This window comes from bacterium (genome assembly GCA_020854115.1).
GTDB lineage: Bacteria > Patescibacteriota > Saccharimonadia > CAILAD01.
Genome location: JADZGC010000012.1, coordinates 47,587 through 64,661, shown reverse-complemented (window position 1 = coordinate 64,661; position 17,075 = coordinate 47,587). Strand labels below are relative to the sequence as shown.

Annotated in this window: 18 protein-coding genes and 1 other RNA gene; 3 read left to right on the top strand and 16 right to left on the bottom strand. The window is 50.6% G+C overall.

Features of this window, described 5'->3' with window-relative positions:
- Positions 1–302: 302 nt before the first annotated feature.
- From trmD to rpsP, 3 genes are all read right to left on the bottom strand, one after another.
- Positions 303–977, bottom strand: coding sequence for a tRNA (guanosine(37)-N1)-methyltransferase TrmD (gene trmD, locus IT415_02335; GenBank protein ID MCC7543523.1), 675 nt, complete (start codon positions 975–977; stop codon positions 303–305).
- Positions 978–1,353: 376 nt separating this feature from the next.
- Entirely contained in the window at positions 1,354–1,761 is a 408-nt protein-coding gene (locus IT415_02330; GenBank protein ID MCC7543522.1) for a KH domain-containing protein, read from the bottom strand.
- A gap of 123 nt (positions 1,762–1,884) precedes the next feature.
- Positions 1,885–2,316: a 30S ribosomal protein S16 gene (rpsP, locus tag IT415_02325; protein ID MCC7543521.1), complete on the bottom strand. Its 432-nt coding sequence runs from the start codon at positions 2,314–2,316 to the stop codon at positions 1,885–1,887.
- Positions 2,317–2,548: 232 nt separating this feature from the next.
- On the opposite strand from rpsP, the gene IT415_02320 reads away from it, so the two are divergent.
- Positions 2,549–5,005, top strand: a complete 2,457-nt coding sequence (locus IT415_02320) for an AAA family ATPase (GenBank protein ID MCC7543520.1) — start codon at positions 2,549–2,551, stop codon at positions 5,003–5,005.
- Between the two features lie 7 nt (positions 5,006–5,012).
- Here IT415_02320 and mltG read toward each other — a convergent pair whose 3' ends face one another.
- The 8 genes from mltG to rpmF all read right to left on the bottom strand — a co-directional run bounded on the left by mltG (position 5,013) and on the right by rpmF (position 11,235).
- On the bottom strand, positions 5,013–5,996 hold the full coding sequence (gene mltG, locus IT415_02315; protein MCC7543519.1) for an endolytic transglycosylase MltG: 984 nt from the start codon (positions 5,994–5,996) through the stop codon (positions 5,013–5,015).
- A gap of 89 nt (positions 5,997–6,085) precedes the next feature.
- Entirely contained in the window at positions 6,086–6,520 is a 435-nt protein-coding gene (gene ruvX, locus IT415_02310; GenBank protein ID MCC7543518.1) for a Holliday junction resolvase RuvX, read from the bottom strand.
- Positions 6,517–8,073: a hypothetical protein gene (locus IT415_02305; protein ID MCC7543517.1), complete on the bottom strand. Its 1,557-nt coding sequence runs from the start codon at positions 8,071–8,073 to the stop codon at positions 6,517–6,519. Before IT415_02305 ends, ruvX begins: the two co-directional genes overlap by 4 nt.
- A gap of 63 nt (positions 8,074–8,136) precedes the next feature.
- On the bottom strand, positions 8,137–9,168 hold the full coding sequence (locus tag IT415_02300; protein ID MCC7543516.1) for a hypothetical protein: 1,032 nt from the start codon (positions 9,166–9,168) through the stop codon (positions 8,137–8,139).
- 10 nt (positions 9,169–9,178) lie between these two features.
- The gene (gene rnc / locus IT415_02295) at positions 9,179–9,886 is read right to left on the bottom strand and encodes a ribonuclease III (GenBank protein ID MCC7543515.1); all 708 of its coding nucleotides are present in this window, start codon (positions 9,884–9,886) and stop codon (positions 9,179–9,181) included.
- Positions 9,883–10,278: an NUDIX domain-containing protein gene (locus tag IT415_02290; protein MCC7543514.1), complete on the bottom strand. Its 396-nt coding sequence runs from the start codon at positions 10,276–10,278 to the stop codon at positions 9,883–9,885. Before IT415_02290 ends, rnc begins: the two co-directional genes overlap by 4 nt.
- Before the next feature lie 85 nt (positions 10,279–10,363).
- The gene (gene nusB, locus IT415_02285) at positions 10,364–11,035 is read right to left on the bottom strand and encodes a transcription antitermination factor NusB (GenBank protein MCC7543513.1); all 672 of its coding nucleotides are present in this window, start codon (positions 11,033–11,035) and stop codon (positions 10,364–10,366) included.
- A 29-nt stretch (positions 11,036–11,064) separates the two neighbouring features.
- On the bottom strand, positions 11,065–11,235 hold the full coding sequence (rpmF, locus tag IT415_02280) for a 50S ribosomal protein L32 (GenBank protein ID MCC7543512.1): 171 nt from the start codon (positions 11,233–11,235) through the stop codon (positions 11,065–11,067).
- A 256-nt stretch (positions 11,236–11,491) separates the two neighbouring features.
- Between rpmF and IT415_02275 the strand changes: the two genes are divergently transcribed.
- Positions 11,492–11,668, top strand: a complete 177-nt coding sequence (locus tag IT415_02275; GenBank protein ID MCC7543511.1) for a hypothetical protein — start codon at positions 11,492–11,494, stop codon at positions 11,666–11,668.
- Between the two features lie 99 nt (positions 11,669–11,767).
- On the opposite strand, the gene IT415_02270 is transcribed toward IT415_02275, so the two are convergent.
- The 5 genes from IT415_02270 to IT415_02250 all read right to left on the bottom strand — a co-directional run bounded on the left by IT415_02270 (position 11,768) and on the right by IT415_02250 (position 16,303).
- A complete protein-coding gene (locus IT415_02270; protein ID MCC7543510.1) occupies positions 11,768–12,100 on the bottom strand; it encodes a hypothetical protein in 333 nt (110 codons plus the stop codon).
- A 119-nt stretch (positions 12,101–12,219) separates the two neighbouring features.
- Positions 12,220–12,562, bottom strand: a transfer-messenger RNA (tmRNA) gene (gene ssrA, locus IT415_02265).
- Positions 12,563–14,228: 1,666 nt separating this feature from the next.
- A complete protein-coding gene (locus IT415_02260; protein MCC7543509.1) occupies positions 14,229–14,429 on the bottom strand; it encodes a hypothetical protein in 201 nt (66 codons plus the stop codon).
- Positions 14,430–14,479: 50 nt separating this feature from the next.
- Entirely contained in the window at positions 14,480–14,752 is a 273-nt protein-coding gene (locus tag IT415_02255) for a hypothetical protein (protein ID MCC7543508.1), read from the bottom strand.
- A 780-nt stretch (positions 14,753–15,532) separates the two neighbouring features.
- Positions 15,533–16,303 carry a hypothetical protein gene (locus IT415_02250; GenBank protein MCC7543507.1) on the bottom strand — a complete coding sequence of 257 codons (771 nt, stop codon included), beginning with the start codon at positions 16,301–16,303 and terminating at the stop codon, positions 15,533–15,535.
- Between the two features lie 96 nt (positions 16,304–16,399).
- Here IT415_02250 and IT415_02245 point away from each other — a divergent pair, with 96 nt between their 5' ends.
- Complete coding sequence (locus tag IT415_02245; GenBank protein ID MCC7543506.1) at positions 16,400–17,071, top strand: VTT domain-containing protein; 672 nt, start codon at positions 16,400–16,402, stop codon at positions 17,069–17,071.
- Positions 17,072–17,075 lie beyond the last annotated feature (4 nt).

Genomic DNA, 17,075 nt, shown 5'->3' with positions numbered 1-17,075 from the left:
CATGACGCTACTGAAATTACCAAGGAATATGAAAGATAGACTGTGACACAGTGAGGGTCACTACCAAAAGTGCAATAGATATAAAACTTACTGAGAGATGGTGTGCGCTTGTGCGCCGCTAACCATAGAGGCCAGCTCGCCAGAAATGCACGCAGATCGAATTCGAGCAATAGTGTGCTGTGAAGTCGTGATAGTCATGGGCCGTCTCCTATGGTTAATAGTATTGACTCCTATCATATAAGCATAAGCGCTCATCTGTCAATACTTTTTGACGGACTTTATGTAAAATTATCAATATTTCTTCATAATTCCGTCAGATCAGGTCGATTCTGCTGTGTTTTTTTGACAGAATCGTCACGTCGCCAACCACGAATGACAGCATGATTCCCGCCGAGCAACTCATCTGGTACCTTCATACCCCGAAACTCCTGAGGGCGTGTGTACTGGGCATATTCGAGCATCCCTTGCGAGAAGCTTTCTTCTTCACTGGAACGCGCATCACCCAATACCCCTGGGAGCAGTCGTACAACGCTGTCTACAACCGTCATGGCCGGTATCTCGCCACCTGTCAGTACAAAATCACCGATCGAGATTTCCTCATCAACGATCGAAAGGATACGCTCATCAAATCCTTCATAGTGACCGCAGAGAATAATCAAGCCAGCCGACCGACTAAGCCGCTTAGCATCAACTTGCTTATATTGTTTCCCGCGCGGTGTCATCATCAGCACTAATGCCTCTGGATTAGACTGTTTGCACTGCTCTACCGCCGCGAAAACTGGCTCTGGCTTCAAAAGCATGCCCGCCCCTCCACCGTACGGCGTGTCATCTACTTGCTTGCGCGGACCGATACCAAATGCTCGCAAATCGACATACTCAAACTCAACCACACCAATCTCACTTGCCTTGTGGAGCATAGAGTGATCAAGCGTGGCTGCAACTACTTCTGGAAAGAATGTGATTATCTGGATTTTCATAGATTTACAATATTGATCAATGATTTGACAATATCAGATAATTATATGATACTTAATGTAAATAGTCTATATCTGGGGGAATAGGCATGGAACCTTGGTTGAAGATCGCGTTCGTCATGACCGCCTACATAATCTTGACGATATTTATCGGCAAATGTATCAAGTACGGAAAGGGTGGTGATATACGGTGGTAGCACTGTAGCTCGGGCAGCTGAAGCGCCGACACTATTGCTACCCATTACTTGCTCATCGATTCGCATCGATACCGCACTCCAACTGGGTGCGCAAAAGCAAGAGTCCTGACCCCACCAGTCAGGACTCTTTTACTTTTTTAGCAGCAATGTTTATGTCTACAACGACTATAAAGTACTTATGCTTAAATGTCCATATCTAGATCTTCAAGACCCTCACGAGCTTTTGCCTTAATTGCATCGGTGTCCACTTCTGAAATACTCTGCTCGGCAGGGCTTTCTTCTGCCTGAGCGCTCTGGGCATCCTCAGACTGCTCGCGAGCTGGCTCTTCGCCGTCCCCGCCATCTCTATCAACGATCTTGAGATTGAGGCGTTCATCTGTCTTGGCTCCAACAACCCGCAAGAGCGTGCGAATCGCTTTTGCTGTCGAGCCGGCCTTGCCAATAATCTTACCCATATCATCTGGATGAACTGAGAGCTTGAGAAGTACGCCTCGATCATCTACGGTCCTCTCGAGCTGCACATCATCTGGATTATCGACGAGGTTTTTCACTACATATTCAATAAATTGCTGATCTTGCTCTACTGCCATATCTGCTCCTTCTCCGGGACGGTGTCTTAGTAGGTTGTGGCCGCCCGTTCATTCATATTGTACGCGAATGACGTATAAACAAAAAGCGCCCAGATAGGCGCTTTTGGGGCAGATTTGCAAGGGCTATTCTTTGCTGGCGGCTTCAGCAGCTTCGGCAGCAGCTTCTTGAGCTTCACCACTAGCTTGTGCAGCCTGATCCGGATCTGCTGGGGCTTCTTGATTTGGAATATTGTCTGCTACAACTTCCGCTACTGCTTCTTCAGTAACTTCTGGTTCTTTCTTTGGCTTGCGATCTTTGGTGGCAACTTTAGCCCACTTTGGCAGTTCCATGCCTTCACGCTGCATCAGCTTGAGTACTGAGTTTGATGGCTGCGCACCATGACCTACACGCTTCTGAATGCCTTCCTTATCGAGAACCAGCTCTTTGGTATGTGGATTATAACGACCTAGTACTTCAACATATTTGCCCGTTGGAGCAAAGCGTTTTTCAGCAGCGACGATGCGGTAGGTTGCATATTTATTGCGGCCACCGCGTGCCAAACGAATTACGAGCATGTATGAATCATTTCCTTTCTTTAGAATCATAACGATACCGATCTAATCTGATGTGGTATCAAAAACTGACCTATACGCCAGTTATCAAAAGACTCCTTATTCTAGCTGCAATGATGCCCTTTTGTCAACCCATTACTTCGACAAATGTATTCTCACCCTACAATACATTTGTCGAAGTAGTCTCAAGCCCGTAAGATAGACATAAGAGTATTTTGGAGGAAAAGCGCGCACTATGTATCTGCGCCGTCTGGAGATTGCTGGATTTAAGTCTTTTGGGAGTCGCGTCAAGCTAGACTTCAAACCTGGGATTTCTGCAATTGTTGGCCCGAATGGTTCCGGCAAGTCGAATATTGCCGAGGCGATTCGTTGGGTGCTCGGCAGTCAAAATGCCCGTGATCTTCGTGCTCGTAAGACTGAGGAGCTCATTTATGCCGGCGCCGATGGCGGGAAGGCTAAGTCGAGTATGGCCGAAGTCATTCTGACTCTCGAAGGCAAGCCGCGCGACACTGAACTTGGTATATCTGAGCTGACAATTAGCCGTCGACTCTATCGTTCGGGCGAGAGTGAGTATCGCATTGGTGAACGCATCGTCCGAGTCAAAGACCTTCAGCGCATTCTTGCACAGGTGGGCTTTGGTACGGCAAGCTACACTGTTATTGGTCAAGGCATGATTGATTCGCTCATTATCGCCACCCCGGCCGAGCGAAAGCTATTGTTTGAAGAGGCAAGTGGTATTCGGGCCTTTGAACTCGAGCGCACAGATACCACGCGCAAGCTCATGCGCGCTCGTGAACAAGCCGAGCAGCTCCGCCTGCAAATTCAGACTCTTTATCCTGAGAAAAATCAACTTGCCGAGCAGGTCAAACGTCTTGAACGAAAGCGCGAGATCGAAAAAAAACTCATCGAGGCTCGAGCCGATTGGCTACACCGCGAACAAAATCGCATTCAATCACAAATCGATGGTTATGAGTCACATAAAAAGCAATTAATGACCGATCGGTCCACCATCACTGCGCAACTCAAGTCGACCGAGACTGATATCCGCGCTCTTGCAAAAACCGATCAGCAAGCCAATCGTCGACACGAAGCAATCGTCGCGCGCCTCACCGCAATCGACGAATCGCGCAATGCACTTTCGGATGAGTTAGCAGCGCGCGAGGCGGAACTACGTGTGCAAGAAGAACAAACTATTCAAAATGACAGGCCATCCCAGCTCAAACGCGAGTACGCCACCGAGCAAGCAAAGCTCGAAAAGTACCATCAATACCTCACTGAGCTTACGGCGCAAAACAATAGTCTCGAACAACAGATTGCCGGCTTCAATGCACAGGTCGTCAAGCTGAATGCTACGCTCACCACATTGCGACAAAAGCTTGTGAAGAATCAACGAAACGGATACCTCAAACAGGCACTTGGCCTGGCGCGCACGCTCTATACGCAACTCAACAAAGACGAGGCACAAGCTCCAGACGCCGCACAACTACGCATCGTACTCCACAAACTCATACGCATGGTGAAGCTCGCCAGCGAAGCTGACATGAGCCAACTACCTGGTGAAATTGGACGCGCCCAACAGCAAATCGCTCGTGAGCTCACCAAGCGAGAAGATGTCGTGGAGCGCCAAACTACTGTCATTATCAAGATTCGATCACTCGAACTTGACATCAACGCGAGCGAAAAATTACTCGCCGAGCTGACTGCCCGAATCACAAAAGCCGAGGCCCTGAACCAGCCGGGCAAACAGCTAGCGACCCTCAAAAAGAACATACGTGCGCTCATAAAAAAACGCAGCGAGCTCGATGTAGAAGCAACCACCCTGCGCGAAGAGCTCTCAACTCTCTCCAGCCAACGCCAGACCGACCAACAGCTTACCCTTGCTAGGCAAAGTGAGACCCTGAGAGCACGACTATCAACGTTAGTACTCGACCTATCGCGAATCGATACTGCAATCAATGATCTGCACCAAGAATTACGCCAGCGTGCCAAAACCGCCACACACTGGAAAATTCAACCACGTCCTGCAGCCCAAGCATACAGCCCATCCGATATTTCCCGATTCGAAGCTGAACTTGAACTCATCGGCGAGCTTGATACATCACTCACCGAAATACATGATGAGCTGGCCGAGCGGATTCGGGCCATCGAAACACAAGCCGCCGATCTAGAAACTGCCTCAGATGACTTACAAAAAATCCTTCAAGAGCTCGGAAAACGTATTCGCCAAACATTCGACAAAAACTTTGCCCGTCTCAATACAGCATTTGCCAAACACTTCAAAGAGCTATTTGGAGGAGGTACTGCCGAGCTCAGACTCGAGCCACAAGATGATGATAGCTACGGCATTAATATCGTCGCTAAGCCACCCTCCAAGCGCGTCGAACACCTCGCTAGCCTATCGGGTGGAGAAAAAGCGATGACAGCAATCGCGCTGCTTGCCGCAATCCTCACTGTTAATCCGAGCCCATTTGTTGTCCTCGACGAAGTAGACGCACCTCTCGACGACGCAAACACACTAGCTTTCACTCACATCTTGCGCGGCTTAGCTCGACATGCGCAACTTCTGGTCATCACACACAATCACGAAACTATGTTGCAGGCAGACGAACTCTATGGCGTGACAGCCAATGCGCGCATGAGCTCCCGCGTGATCACCGTTGATTTGCGCACCGCTGAAGCACTATCGGCTTAAATACTTGTTACAGATGGTTTTTGATATTGATATTGTGCTCGGCATACGTTCGTGCGTAATACACATTGCCATCATTGCCACCAATAAAGAATAGGTAATCGCTCGGCGTAGGTTGAAGCGTTGCCTTAATAGATGATAGCGATGGGCTGGCAATCGGTCCGGGGGGCAAGCCCGGGTAGCGGCGAGTATTGTACGGTGAATCAATTGCGAGATCCGCAGCAGTTGGTTCAATTCTCCCGGTCAGATATATTACCGTCACGTCACTTTCGAGCTTTATTCCCTGACTAATGCGATTATAGAAGACACCCGCCACGCCAGCACGATCGGAATCTCGACTGGCTTCTTTCTCAACTATCGATGAGAGTATGAGGACTTGATAGGGGGTTAACTTGTTCGGAGCCGGCTTCGAAAAAAGTGGCATAGCCTTAGCTTCGAAGTTTGTGAGCATGCGCTGCACGACCGTAGATGCCGGATCATTAATCACAACTTGATAGGTGTCTGCCAACAAAAACCCCTCCAGCGTCTTCTGAGCACCAAATTTCGCCTGGACGTTTGGTGACAATGTCGCTGCCGCCACAGCATCCTTAAACTCTTGTGCCGAACCAAGCCCTTGCGATTCATAGCTGGTGGCCGTCTGCGCGATCGTTAAACCATCGCGAACCACAAATGTCTTGGTAGCGATTTTACCTACTGCGAGATAATCAACAATTTGCACCATATTCATCGATGGTTTGAGCTGATACGGTCCTGGCTTCAAGGCACCCCTCGCAGGACCAAATTTGACATAGAGCGCAAAAACCGTCTCGTCACGGATATAGCCAGCCTCTCTAAGCTGTCTAGCTATGGAGGTAATGGACGCATTCTGCGGGATAGTCAACAAGCCCGATTGTCCCCCGCCAACCGCCACATTGAGGTTATACGAAAACCACGCACCAATGCTCATGACCGCGACTAATAACAGTACAAGCCCAGCAAATATTAGCCGCTTCATGATCTGCCTACCCCGTGTCCGTTCAACGGTTTGGATCGCATGCCCGCTCGGCCTCATCACAGGTTGGGGCGAAGATGAAGGCGACGAGCTCATACTAAACTCCCAATATAGTCTTCGATAAGCACTGCCGCAGCGTAGGCATCCAAGATCTTTTTCTCCTGTTCGCGTGTGCGCGCCCCAAGCCGCTGGCGTGCCCGCTCGGTCGTACCAAATTCGTCGTACATGATGATATGCAAGTCTGTCGCATCCGCGAGCTCCCCAGCAAACGCCCGCGCCCACTTCGTTTGGGCGGTGTCATTCCCATCGCTATTGCGCGGCAAGCCTACGATCAAGGTGTCGCACTTATATGTGTCCGCCAGCTTGGCGATCTGTGTATTTGTCGTTGCATCGCGCTCGATAACCAGCAAAGGCTCAGCGTGAGCTCGACCGGCCGCCTTGAGCGCAATACCGATTCGTTTCTCGCCCGGATCAATACCGAGAAATACTTGGTCGAGCGCCACCCCCACATGCTCGCCACCACTCATTTTGTGACCACTACCTCGACCTTTATATTGCCAGCATTGAGCGGCATATTTGATACCAACGGCCAAGCGTCCACTGTCGCACCAGTCACATTCGGGTACTGCTTGGCGATAGTGGATACTTCTTTTTTATCCTTACCTGCCACTTGTTGAGCGAGCTTTGTCTTGTCGATTGGCTGACCAATGAAGGCTATGGTCTTGAGGCCATAACTATAATCACCTTTGTCGGCCTTAGTTTGTACAAATTCTGCTTGATCGAGTCCGGCATCCAGGACTTCCGCGCCATTCGAGAGCTGGCTGGCGAGAGCATCTTTGACAAGCTGTTCTAGGTCGGTTGTTTCAGCAGCATAGACAGTAAACTTCACCTTCATTGATAGATTCCCGCCACTAGCTTCAGTATCAGCAACTTGGCTCGGTGTAGCGCTCGTCACTGCAGTCTGAAATGTATCGTCAAACACCTTCTGGCTCGAGCGAGCCTTATCCTTAAGCTCGATCAGAGCTGCAGCTTTTGCGGTTTCAATCGCCGTCTTCTGGGCATTATCAATGTCTGACTGCGAGACAACCGTAACCTTCTTACTGACGCCACCAGATGTTGTACCGGTGGCTGTGAATTTGCCACTTAAAGCCGTGATAGCGAATGATGCTGCTGAGAAATTATAACCATCTCCGTTTTCGGCCGCCGTCACACCCACAGTTGTAGTATCTGAGTTACATACGGTACCACCGCCCGAAAAGCTTCCTTCGGAAATCGTCACAGCAGTATTGGTAACAAATGTCTTTCCACTTGTGGTGAGCTTGCTCCCTGCGGGCAATGAATGTGGGTCGCTATCTTCGCAATTCTTGAGCGTCAGTGTGCCTGTTGCCTTGGTACCCTTATCAATCTGCCCGGTCGCTGAATAGCTTTGAGACAAATCTTTCGGCAGCTCCAACACTTTAGCCTGCACAGTTGTCGCACCAGAGGCAGTGGCCGAGAGTGTGAACTTGGTATCCACAGACTGCTTATCGGCATTCGCCTGCACCTTGACAGTCGCAGTCTGCAAGAAAGCAGTCGATAACCAGCCAAGTAATATAAGCGCAACTACCGCACAGCCGATCCAGATAGCGAGCTGAAAACGATTGTAGTCCGGGATCTTTCCGCCACGCTGCTTCTTGGCAGACTTTTTCTTACTTGTTTCATTATCAAAATGATGCACTGGCGGGCCGTCATCGCCGTCGGATTCCTTAGGAGAATTATCATCAGCAAGTGGCGAGCGAGTTGGCTCTGGCTCACCGGTAATCACATGTGCTGCAGAATGTACATTCTTAGCGATCGCGATTTCGAGCTTCCCGGCTAGTGCCATTGCCGCACGATCGGTAGTCACTAAAACGAGTTCTTTTTTCTTCGATTGGGCAGCCTTCTTGAGAAGTCTGAGATTGACGACCGACTGCAGGAGCGCTGAGCGTCCAGGCACCACAATGCGTACCGTATCGCCCTCGGCCGCCTTGAGCTTCTCGACGGCTTCCGTGACCTCGGCATCATGTTCGAGATAAATAATGTCTTTTTCGTGTTCTGCCATACGTATGAAAAATTCTACTTCGAATCTTCTTATGGCATTATAGCGTGATTGATATGCGAGATGCTAGTGATTGGTAGCTTGGGCTTCGAGTGAAGCTATTTGTTGCGCAAGTCGTTGGCGTGCAAAATTCACAGCCGGCGTTTGATCAGCCGCAACCTCCGATAATGCTTCTAGTTGACTCAACACCGCACGCAAGACTGGAATATCTTCCATCACAAAGCGTGATTCACCATAGCCATCTATCTCCTGGACTCGCAAATCGAAGCCCTCAGAATTAGGATCAAAGCCTCGTGGCCGCTCACCTGCCTTCAATTGAATAACATCGATGTCGCGTTGCACGCCCTCTTCTGGGAGCCTAATCTTCCACAATCGATTACCATCATTGGCTGGTAGCTGTTCAACGGTCGGAGGGCCTGCATGTAACTCTTCAGGGCGTGTACGAATTTCAACCACCGGAAGACCGTACTGCTGCGCAAAGGCCCTGAGCTCACTATTAGCTTCAGCTCGTCCAAGGTCTTCACCAGTCTCTCGCTGCCGAATAAAAACACCCAAAAGTTTGCCACTGGCGACGTTTATATGGTTGTAAGCTAGAGGGTCTGTAGCAACCAACAATTCATCGCCCGTATACTCTATCGACTGACGCGTCAGATCATTCGAGCCAAAGTCATGTGGCTGTGCCGCGACAACATCATGCGGATCCTCTGGTGGTTCGAGAATAAAACCATTTCTTCCTTCAAACGTTACTGTATGATCTTGGTCAATTAAACTTGTGTTCACGGGTCGATCACTACCTCGGAATTCCGTACCACCATTGTACAAAAAGGTACCAAGTTCAGTTGGGTTCGCCTGCACTGCAGCAGTAATAAGAAATCGAAACTTTTCGCCCGGCTTTAATACGCCGGCTTCTGGCTTCGTAGTACCTTCGACTACCCGCAACCGATCTCCTGCCTGCTCAGACTCAGTCACCTCACCCTGTTGTTGCGCATCCCTAATAGCTCTTAGCTCCTCACGTAATTGTTGAGCATGAGCATCTTCTGTGGGCGCTTCAGATTCATTTGCGCTATCTCGTTTAACTGGCTCTCGAGAGTCATTCATGCCAAAAGAACTACTTCCGCTTGGGTTTGTATGCTTTGAGTGCATCGGTTGCAGCAGCCTGCTGAGCCGACTGCTTACTATTGCCTTGCCCCTCACCACACAACCGCTCGCCAACATACACGCCGATCGTGAAGATCTTCTCGTGATCAGGGCCCTCTTCACGAATCATCTCATAGTGTGGCGTGATGCCTTCCTTCTCTTGAGTCAATTCCTGGAAACGACTCTTCGCATCGATCCAGCTGCCTTCTTTCAGGATCCCGTCTAATGCCGAAATGATGTGATCACTAATAAATTTGGTAGCCGCATCGTACCCTTTATCAAGATACAGAGCACCAATAATCGCCTCTACCATGTTTGCCAGGAGTGCTTCGCGCGTGCGGCCACCCGATTTGGCTTCACCACGACTCATCATGAGGAACTGACCTAGCTGTAGGCGCTCGGCGACATCAGCTAGCGATTCAGTCTTTACGAGTGCACTTCGCCAAGCAGTCATTTCACCTTCTGGGTTGGGAAAATTGCGATACAGATAGTCCGTCACCACCAGCTCGAGTACGGCGTCACCCAGAAACTCGAGTCGCTCGTTGTGCGCAATGTCGTGCTTCTTATGCTCATTCAGATAGCTGCGGTGTGTAAACGCTTCACGATAGAGATCAACATTATCAAATTCTACCTGCAGTATTTTTTGGATTTCGTCTTGCCCGCGCAAGGTAATACTCATACGATCGCCATCTCCTTCAAGATATTCATAGAGCGTTCGAGTAGCTCCTTCAAGCTCTTATACTCTAACACTTGCGCAGCATTTTCGGTAGAAAACCACCGCGCATCGACAATCCCTTCACTCTCCTCGACGACAATCGGCTCATCGGGATCAACGGCTTCAATCAAGAAATGAAACGCCGTCATAAAGATCAAACGACCCTCGAAGCGATAGAAGAAATGTACTTTATCAAGCTTGTCGATAATGCGAGTATTTTTCAGCCCAGTCTCTTCTCCAATCTCACGTAAGGCTGTCTGCTCCAGAGTCTCTCCAGATTCGACGTGCCCCTTTGGCACACTCCAGCGCCCCTTGAGGTCTTCGATGAGCAAGAATTCGAGACCAGTTGGCATCATGCGGTACACCAAACCGCCAGCCGAGTATTCTCGGACAGCCTTGTTATTACGACGACGATTATTGTTGCGTCGCTGCGGATTATGATTAGTCTTGGTCGACTGGTGCGGATGGCTGGTCTGACGTACCTGCTGATTCGAGCTGGTCTTCGCCGGTGCCTGCACTGTCTGACTGGCCATCGTCGGTTGATTCCGGCGACGAGTCTGGTGACTTCTCGCTGCCGGTCGCCCGTTGTGCTTGCGACGTCGGCGTGGCGCTGTGCGATTTGGCCCGGTCTGTGCCGCTACTGCGCTCTCGCTGGACTTTGTGGTCTTCGCTTGGGTCATAGAATTCACTCTGCCTATAGATTGTCCCCAGGACTCCGTTGATGAACTTCGACGAATTTTCACCACCAAAACTCTTGGCCAGCTCCACCGCTTCGTTAATTACAACCTTTGGTGGAACCTCTCGCTTGATCATGAGCTCGTAGATCGCGAGACGGAGAATCGTGAGATCCATCTTAGCTATCTGATCGATTGGCCACTCAGGAGCAGCGGGTTCGATCATCTTGTCAGCTTCATCGATGTTTGCCATCGTGCCTTCGACAAGGTCGCGTACGAAGTCAGTCTCCTGCATCGTGTCTTGGTAGACAGTCAGATTGCGTTCGAGAATCTCCTTGATGTCGGTCGTAAGACCTTCAACATCAGCATGGGTACGAAATTCGTACTCATACAGACTCTGGAGGGCAATGATGCGGGCGAGGTGACGGTTTGAGGACATTGATTTTTAATGTGAACTTACTTTATATTCTAACGCTTTGAACCGATTCTGGCGAGTCCTTCTTTGGCCGCGCGCCACAAACGACGTGGTACGACGAGACCTGACTCTGGTTCGGTCATCAGTTGAGCTGGAGTCGCTGCGTGGTGGCTACGACGCTGCCCCTTGGTTGCTTTGCTGGTGCGTTTCTTTGGTACAGCCATTGGTCTGGCTCCTTATTTTGCTTAATGGTATTTACCACGTGTCCCGCTTCAAATGTGTGTCGCTACAGAGTGCGATAAAGACTGCGGCGCATAGAGTATGGTGTTGCCGCGAGCTAATGCGAGACGCATGTTCGAGGGCTAGTATAGCAGGTATTTGCCCATTAAACAAGCCCATAGATATTGACTTTGCATGTATTTTTCAGTAGAATCACGAGCGCAATATCCGCACCTACTTCAGGAAGGAGTCTCCGTGCAAATGACTGCAGCACTTTCGTGCATCCTGACAATCCTGAGGCGTAATCGCCTCGCTGGTGTTGCGGATCTGATCGAACAGCGCTCCAAGATCAAGAGCCCCTCCGCGATCAGCCCAGTCTATCTGGCCGTCCTCGATGAGCACATGAAGCTCCTCGGTTATGAGTTCGATTTCAGCTAGCGATCCTGCATCGGCTCATCCCGCCCACCCTTCATAGGATGGGTATTTTTATTTAGCAAATGAATGAAGCCCCCACGATTGCTCGTGGGGGCTTGTTCGTTACTGCGTGGCGGTGGGTTTGGCGCCCTGCGTCCCGCACTTGGCGGGGATCTGCAAGACGTCACCCTTCTTGAAGGGGGCGGTACGGCCCGTCCTCTTCTCGATAAGACGTCCCCACTCGGCCTGCGATCCCTTGGACCAGTAACTGGACCGGACCTCGGCGGGCAGGGTGTCATCGACGACGAAGCGCACGATACGAGCATCGTGCGTTAGCTTCAGCTCATATGAGCACGCGTAGGTGCTCTCGAGCTTCTCGGCCGGAATCGTGCCGGAAGTACAGCCCGCGACAAAGAGCCCGGCGGCGATGATGGACAGGAGCAACTTGTTACGCATTTTTCCTCCAAGGAGAAGTCAGGTGTGCGTCAACCTGTTGGGGCATTTCCCCACCACAATCCACAAAAATAATTATGAACTCTGGTGGGGCCACCACGATCTATAGACCGTGGTGGCGAGTGTGGAGCCGGGGGGAATCGAACCCCCGTCCGCGAAAGCAGCATAACGCTTGCTACGACCATTCCTATATTTCAGCTTTCGGCTGCTGGGGCGATAGGTCGCCAGACCGAATCGTCTTTCCGAATCGTCAACCAGTCTTTGCTAGTAGTCAGCAGTCTTTCCTACTGTCACTTCCACTTCTGTTGCCAGGCTTGTGGTAGTTTGACCCCGTCCTTCTCACTTGCGTGAGTGACAATAAACGTGCTTATCAGGCGGCGTTTATTTTGGTGCCCTGTTTTACGTCTCTGAGCAAGACGGGTCGCAAACATTATCTGTTCATCCGTGTCGAAACCAATCGGCCCCTGGGGTTTGTCCCGAAGGACGTTTTCGGGTTCGTTCTCAACAACGGGAGCTGGTGGCTCCTTTCTGCTGAGACTGCCCTCTCGTCGGGAAAAGGTGTTGATAGCACCTCCACCCGAGTCCCTTCCGCCAAGCATGGAAGATGACACGCATATACTACGACGGACGTCACTCCGCTTTCGCATATGACTTACAGCCACCTCCCCTCCTCGCCTTCGCGGGAGGGGGAAGTCTTGACGATCCGCCTCACGACGAATCTTTACTCCCAGGGCAGGAGTATCGAGCTCAGCTGCGGCTGCCCCCGACAGGGGGTGCCCACAGTTGACGAGTAGTTGGTTGATGGTTATCCTCCCTTCTCAACCAACGTTCCCTCCATCAAACTGGGCTTACGGGATTGCAAGCGTATCAGTTCAACTTCACAGGGGTTCGCATGAGTACCACCTCATGCTGTCTGGGTATTCGCCCAGCTTACCAAGATACTGTTTTTGTATACCTACAATACTCTGATAAGCTGAGTGAATTACCGAGTGGTTTCGCAATGAATTGATTAACAAGGTTCAGGATTTTATGCAAAATCCCAGCCACAAGGCTTGAAACCAATTCAAGCGCTCTGGTTGGGACCTCACGAGCCCCAAAGGAGCCCGTGAGGGTATTCGGCTGCACGACATCTCCGTAGCAAAGAAGTGTCGGCTTCGAGGAGCTCTGGAGGCCTCGGCCTCTCCTCAGGGTGCCTTAAACCCATGCCATTTTCCGACCTTTCGGTAGCTACGCGGTGGCCATGCCCCTGGGATGGGGTTTAGGCAGGGGTGATTTTGGTTGACGCACGAGTTCGCCACCCTGGGATTCACCTTTCCCTCTGCCTTATCCGCGACTCAGTCACGGCTCGTGGGCGAACTTACTGGTCAGCGTGAAAGAACCTGTGGGCTTCCGGCCCACAGACCCGAGGGCACTGATCAGCATTTAAGGATGAACTTTCCCTCGATGCCTTTTTTATTCCGACGTCTCTCGACGTTACCCGAAGTGACGTGAACTCTTCGGTGGCTGCTGGCTTCCTCGCGGAAGGCAGCCCGGCGCATCTCTCACTAACAGCCAAGGCAATTAACTCGCATGCACGTCATTTCGCATGCGACACCTCAACTGCTAGATTTTACCCATCCAGTGGTCTTGTGGAGCTTTTGATACTCCCAGCGCGGGGCCATATTCCTCGAATGAAGACCGCGCGCTGGAAGCACAAGGCTCCCATACTTCAAGATACAAATCTTTTCATCGATCACGCATCACAAGCACTCACTCATACGCTCTAAGATGTATTAAATTACCAGCGTGGGAGCGCTTGTGATGATCTGGATCGATAATCAAAGTGACAGTTTCGTCCTTTTGGACTCATCAGCGAGGACACACATCCTCGGACTGCTCCCCTGGAGCAGCTTATAGCTGCCCCAATGGGGGTTGTGAGCTGCGCCAAGCGCTTAGAGCCACCTCTCACTGGCTCGATTTTTTCGACTTTCTTGTCGGAGTTTGGTGACGACCGGTTCTCTCCAGCCCCCAGGTACTTCCCCTGGGAATTACGGGCTTTTGTACGAGCGCCATACTCGAGTGGTGTGATTTGGCTTCTTTTTTATCGCCGCCTCACTTCTGTTGCCACGCTCCACTAGAGCGCCGCGGGTCGCTACTCGCGATCCCACAGATCCCAGTCCCCCGGATGGGTCTGGTTGAGCTCGGTACTCATCTCGATGTAGGTCCGATCGGTCACGATCAGCACTTCACCGGTCGAGCAAATCTCAACCAACCAATCCGAACGCTCAAGAACCGGAGTCCGCGGCGTAGAAGGACGGGGTGCGCCGCAACGGCGCGTGAATCCCTTGGCCATTTTCACCCCCTTTCGGGTTAATCGGGGGCCTGGCCGGCCCGGAATGCGTACTACAGATAACCGGGTGTTGGCCCTACTGGCTCCGGGTCAGCACTCAAATCGGCACAGGCGTGCCCATCTTCGTGGCCGGCGAGGAAGCCAAGCTTGATGCCAAGCTCGAACATCGCGCGGGCGATGCGATTGGTATCCGCTTCGCCGTCGAGCATTTCGATCAGCGCGAGGAAGCCAACCGGGCTCATTTCGTCGATGATGACCTCGATCCGCTCTTCGAGCGGCAGGTCAATGAAATTGATGGTGGAGTTGAATTCAGTGTAGGTGCTCATGAGAGAAGCTTGGGTATTTGCGGTGAGATAACGTGAGACGAGGTTTATTCTGTGATTGAGGTCTCGTTATCGGGTCGAAATCACTCAAGGCTCTCTGCTGAGCACCATAAAGGATCTAGTGAATAATAGGTACTTTTTGTTACAAAGTATCAACATATTTTGTAACTTCATGCACTATATCAAAGAATGTATTTATTGTCAATGCTTTTTATCGTTTTTTGTGATTTTATTAAGATATTATGCATTTTTACTGATATGTATGTGAAATATTTTGACATTTTTAAGTGACTTGTGCCTGATGTAAGCTTAGAGCATAGAGTATTTTTTGTCAGAAAAAGAAAACGCCCGCACAAGGGGCGGGTGATGAGCTCGAGCTCATCTTGAGAAAGAATGAGTGAGTGAGCGAGGAGAGTTTTGTTGGGCGACCTGGTCACGTTCTGTTGGGCCAGGTCGCCCAACGGTGTTGGTTTCAGATCTTTAGCTCAGCGACCAAGTCGTCGAGCTAAAGATCTAATCTGACAACCGCGTGGTCGTCAGCTGGACGCCGGCGCCTTCTTGGCGATGTCGGCGTTCCGCGGGCCATCAGACTACATGCCCCATTTTTGCCCCTTTCGGGATTGCCCTGCTTCAAGCAAGCTCGCGGAGGACTTCTCCTCAAGCTTCACGGCCCCGCAGGAAGGTGCCGTAGTGATCGATCGGATCTCATGCTTGCCTCCCTGGGTTGGTGATGACGAACAGATTATACTTGACATTATATATTTTGTCAAGTTTTAGTAATAATTACTTCTCTTTTGTAGTGCTAGACTGCTTTGACCATGCGAGTTCAAATAGCTGTCGAATAACCGCCACTATCTCTTTGCTCTCAATAATTACACCAACCGAATCTGTACCCTTATAGCTCAGGATAGTCATTCGATCATCATATATATTCACATCACCAAGCGCCTTATTTTCCAGACGACGAGTCTTGCGCCCTGATGTAGGGTCCGAGAGCAACTCTACAGAGCCTGAATAAAATGCCTTACTCGTAATTCCCTTTTTCGCACGTCGCTTCGGACTAGCCGTTAATATATCTGGAAATACCTTCATGACTTCATCTATGTCCATAATGCCATAGACTACCTCATGCTTCTTTGACTTGCGACTTAGGTATGCGCTAACAGCCTGCATTGCCTCAGGTCCTCTGAAAAACCGCACAACTGGGGCATCGTCCGCCTCTACGCGGCTTATATCATTAAGATCCGTCATCGTCCTCTTCAAGCTCTCTTTGCGCCCAGCTATTTCCTTCTCGATCGAATTCAGATAGCGCTCGATTGCCTCCGGTGACTCAGCGACAAAGACAGTTTTCTTACCTTCTACAGAAGTAGAAACCAGTCCCATAGCAGCCAGCTCGTCGAGTATGACGTAGGTCGTCGCACGGTTTACTTCTGCCTGCTCAGCGATACGCTGAACGGAAGCCGGCCCCAAAAAGAGGGCTGCCACGTACACCTTGGCCTGTTTTTCAGTTAGGCCGACGGCTTCGAGTTTTTTCGCGAGATTGGCGATTTGCATAATCGAAATATACCACTGTTGTCAATATTTGTCAACTTTTTTACTACTTCCCATCAGCCTATGCTCAGCTCAGCAGTTCATGCTAGGATATATCTAATGCATTTCGAGCTCGCCCCCCTCGTCCAAAGCGTCGGCTACATCGGTATTTTCTTGATCGTCTTCGCCGAATCCGGCCTACTGATTGGCTTCATGCTCCCTGGCGACAGTATGCTCTTCACGGCAGGTATCTTTGCCTCGCAGGGATATTTCAATGTATGGCTTCTATGTGCACTGACCTTCATCGCCGCAGTACTCGGTGATAATGTCGGTTATGCCTTCGGTAAGCGTGTCGGGCCACGGATTTTTAAGAAAAAAGACTCACTCTTCTTTCACCAAAAATACATCGACAAATCTCAAGCCTTCTTCGAGAAGCATGGCGGCAAGACTCTCATCCTGGCTCGCTTTACCCCTGTCGTGCGTACCTTCGCGCCCATTCTCGCCGGCGTCGGGCGAATGGAATACCGACGATTCTTCTTCTACAACGTCATCGGTGCGGTCTTATGGGCGATTGGGCTCACGCTAATGGGATATTTCCTAGGCTCACTTATGCCAGACCCCGAGAGGTACATCATCCCTGGCATTATCGTCATAGTAGCCATATCGGTACTCCCATCACTCTGGCATATCATCCGCGATCGCAAGAATATGGCTCTAGAAAAAGCAGATACTCCATCGCAAGCCGAAATCCAAGAAGAAACTCGAGAGCTCAAAGAAGCCCTCAAGAAATAATCTT

Coding starts and splice junctions, on each gene's coding strand:
- nusB (MCC7543513.1), bottom strand. CDS start 11,035: ATGTCCTCAAACCGTCACCTCGCCCGCATCATTGCCCTCCAGAGTCTG.
- IT415_02305 (MCC7543517.1), bottom strand. CDS start 8,073: ATGGCAGAACACGAAAAAGACATTATTTATCTCGAACATGATGCCGAG.
- IT415_02250 (MCC7543507.1), bottom strand. CDS start 16,303: ATGCAAATCGCCAATCTCGCGAAAAAACTCGAAGCCGTCGGCCTAACT.
- rnc (MCC7543515.1), bottom strand. CDS start 9,886: ATGAGTATTACCTTGCGCGGGCAAGACGAAATCCAAAAAATACTGCAG.
- IT415_02255 (MCC7543508.1), bottom strand. CDS start 14,752: ATGAGCACCTACACTGAATTCAACTCCACCATCAATTTCATTGACCTG.
- IT415_02330 (MCC7543522.1), bottom strand. CDS start 1,761: ATGGCAGTAGAGCAAGATCAGCAATTTATTGAATATGTAGTGAAAAAC.
- IT415_02270 (MCC7543510.1), bottom strand. CDS start 12,100: ATGCGTAACAAGTTGCTCCTGTCCATCATCGCCGCCGGGCTCTTTGTC.
- ruvX (MCC7543518.1), bottom strand. CDS start 6,520: ATGAGTGGTGGCGAGCATGTGGGGGTGGCGCTCGACCAAGTATTTCTC.
- IT415_02300 (MCC7543516.1), bottom strand. CDS start 9,168: ATGAATGACTCTCGAGAGCCAGTTAAACGAGATAGCGCAAATGAATCT.
- IT415_02275 (MCC7543511.1), top strand. CDS start 11,492: ATGACTGCAGCACTTTCGTGCATCCTGACAATCCTGAGGCGTAATCGC.
- rpsP (MCC7543521.1), bottom strand. CDS start 2,316: ATGCTCGTAATTCGTTTGGCACGCGGTGGCCGCAATAAATATGCAACC.
- IT415_02290 (MCC7543514.1), bottom strand. CDS start 10,278: ATGATGCCAACTGGTCTCGAATTCTTGCTCATCGAAGACCTCAAGGGG.
- IT415_02245 (MCC7543506.1), top strand. CDS start 16,400: ATGCATTTCGAGCTCGCCCCCCTCGTCCAAAGCGTCGGCTACATCGGT.
- IT415_02320 (MCC7543520.1), top strand. CDS start 2,549: ATGTATCTGCGCCGTCTGGAGATTGCTGGATTTAAGTCTTTTGGGAGT.
- trmD (MCC7543523.1), bottom strand. CDS start 977: ATGAAAATCCAGATAATCACATTCTTTCCAGAAGTAGTTGCAGCCACG.
- mltG (MCC7543519.1), bottom strand. CDS start 5,996: ATGAAGCGGCTAATATTTGCTGGGCTTGTACTGTTATTAGTCGCGGTC.
- rpmF (MCC7543512.1), bottom strand. CDS start 11,235: ATGGCTGTACCAAAGAAACGCACCAGCAAAGCAACCAAGGGGCAGCGT.
- IT415_02260 (MCC7543509.1), bottom strand. CDS start 14,429: ATGGCCAAGGGATTCACGCGCCGTTGCGGCGCACCCCGTCCTTCTACG.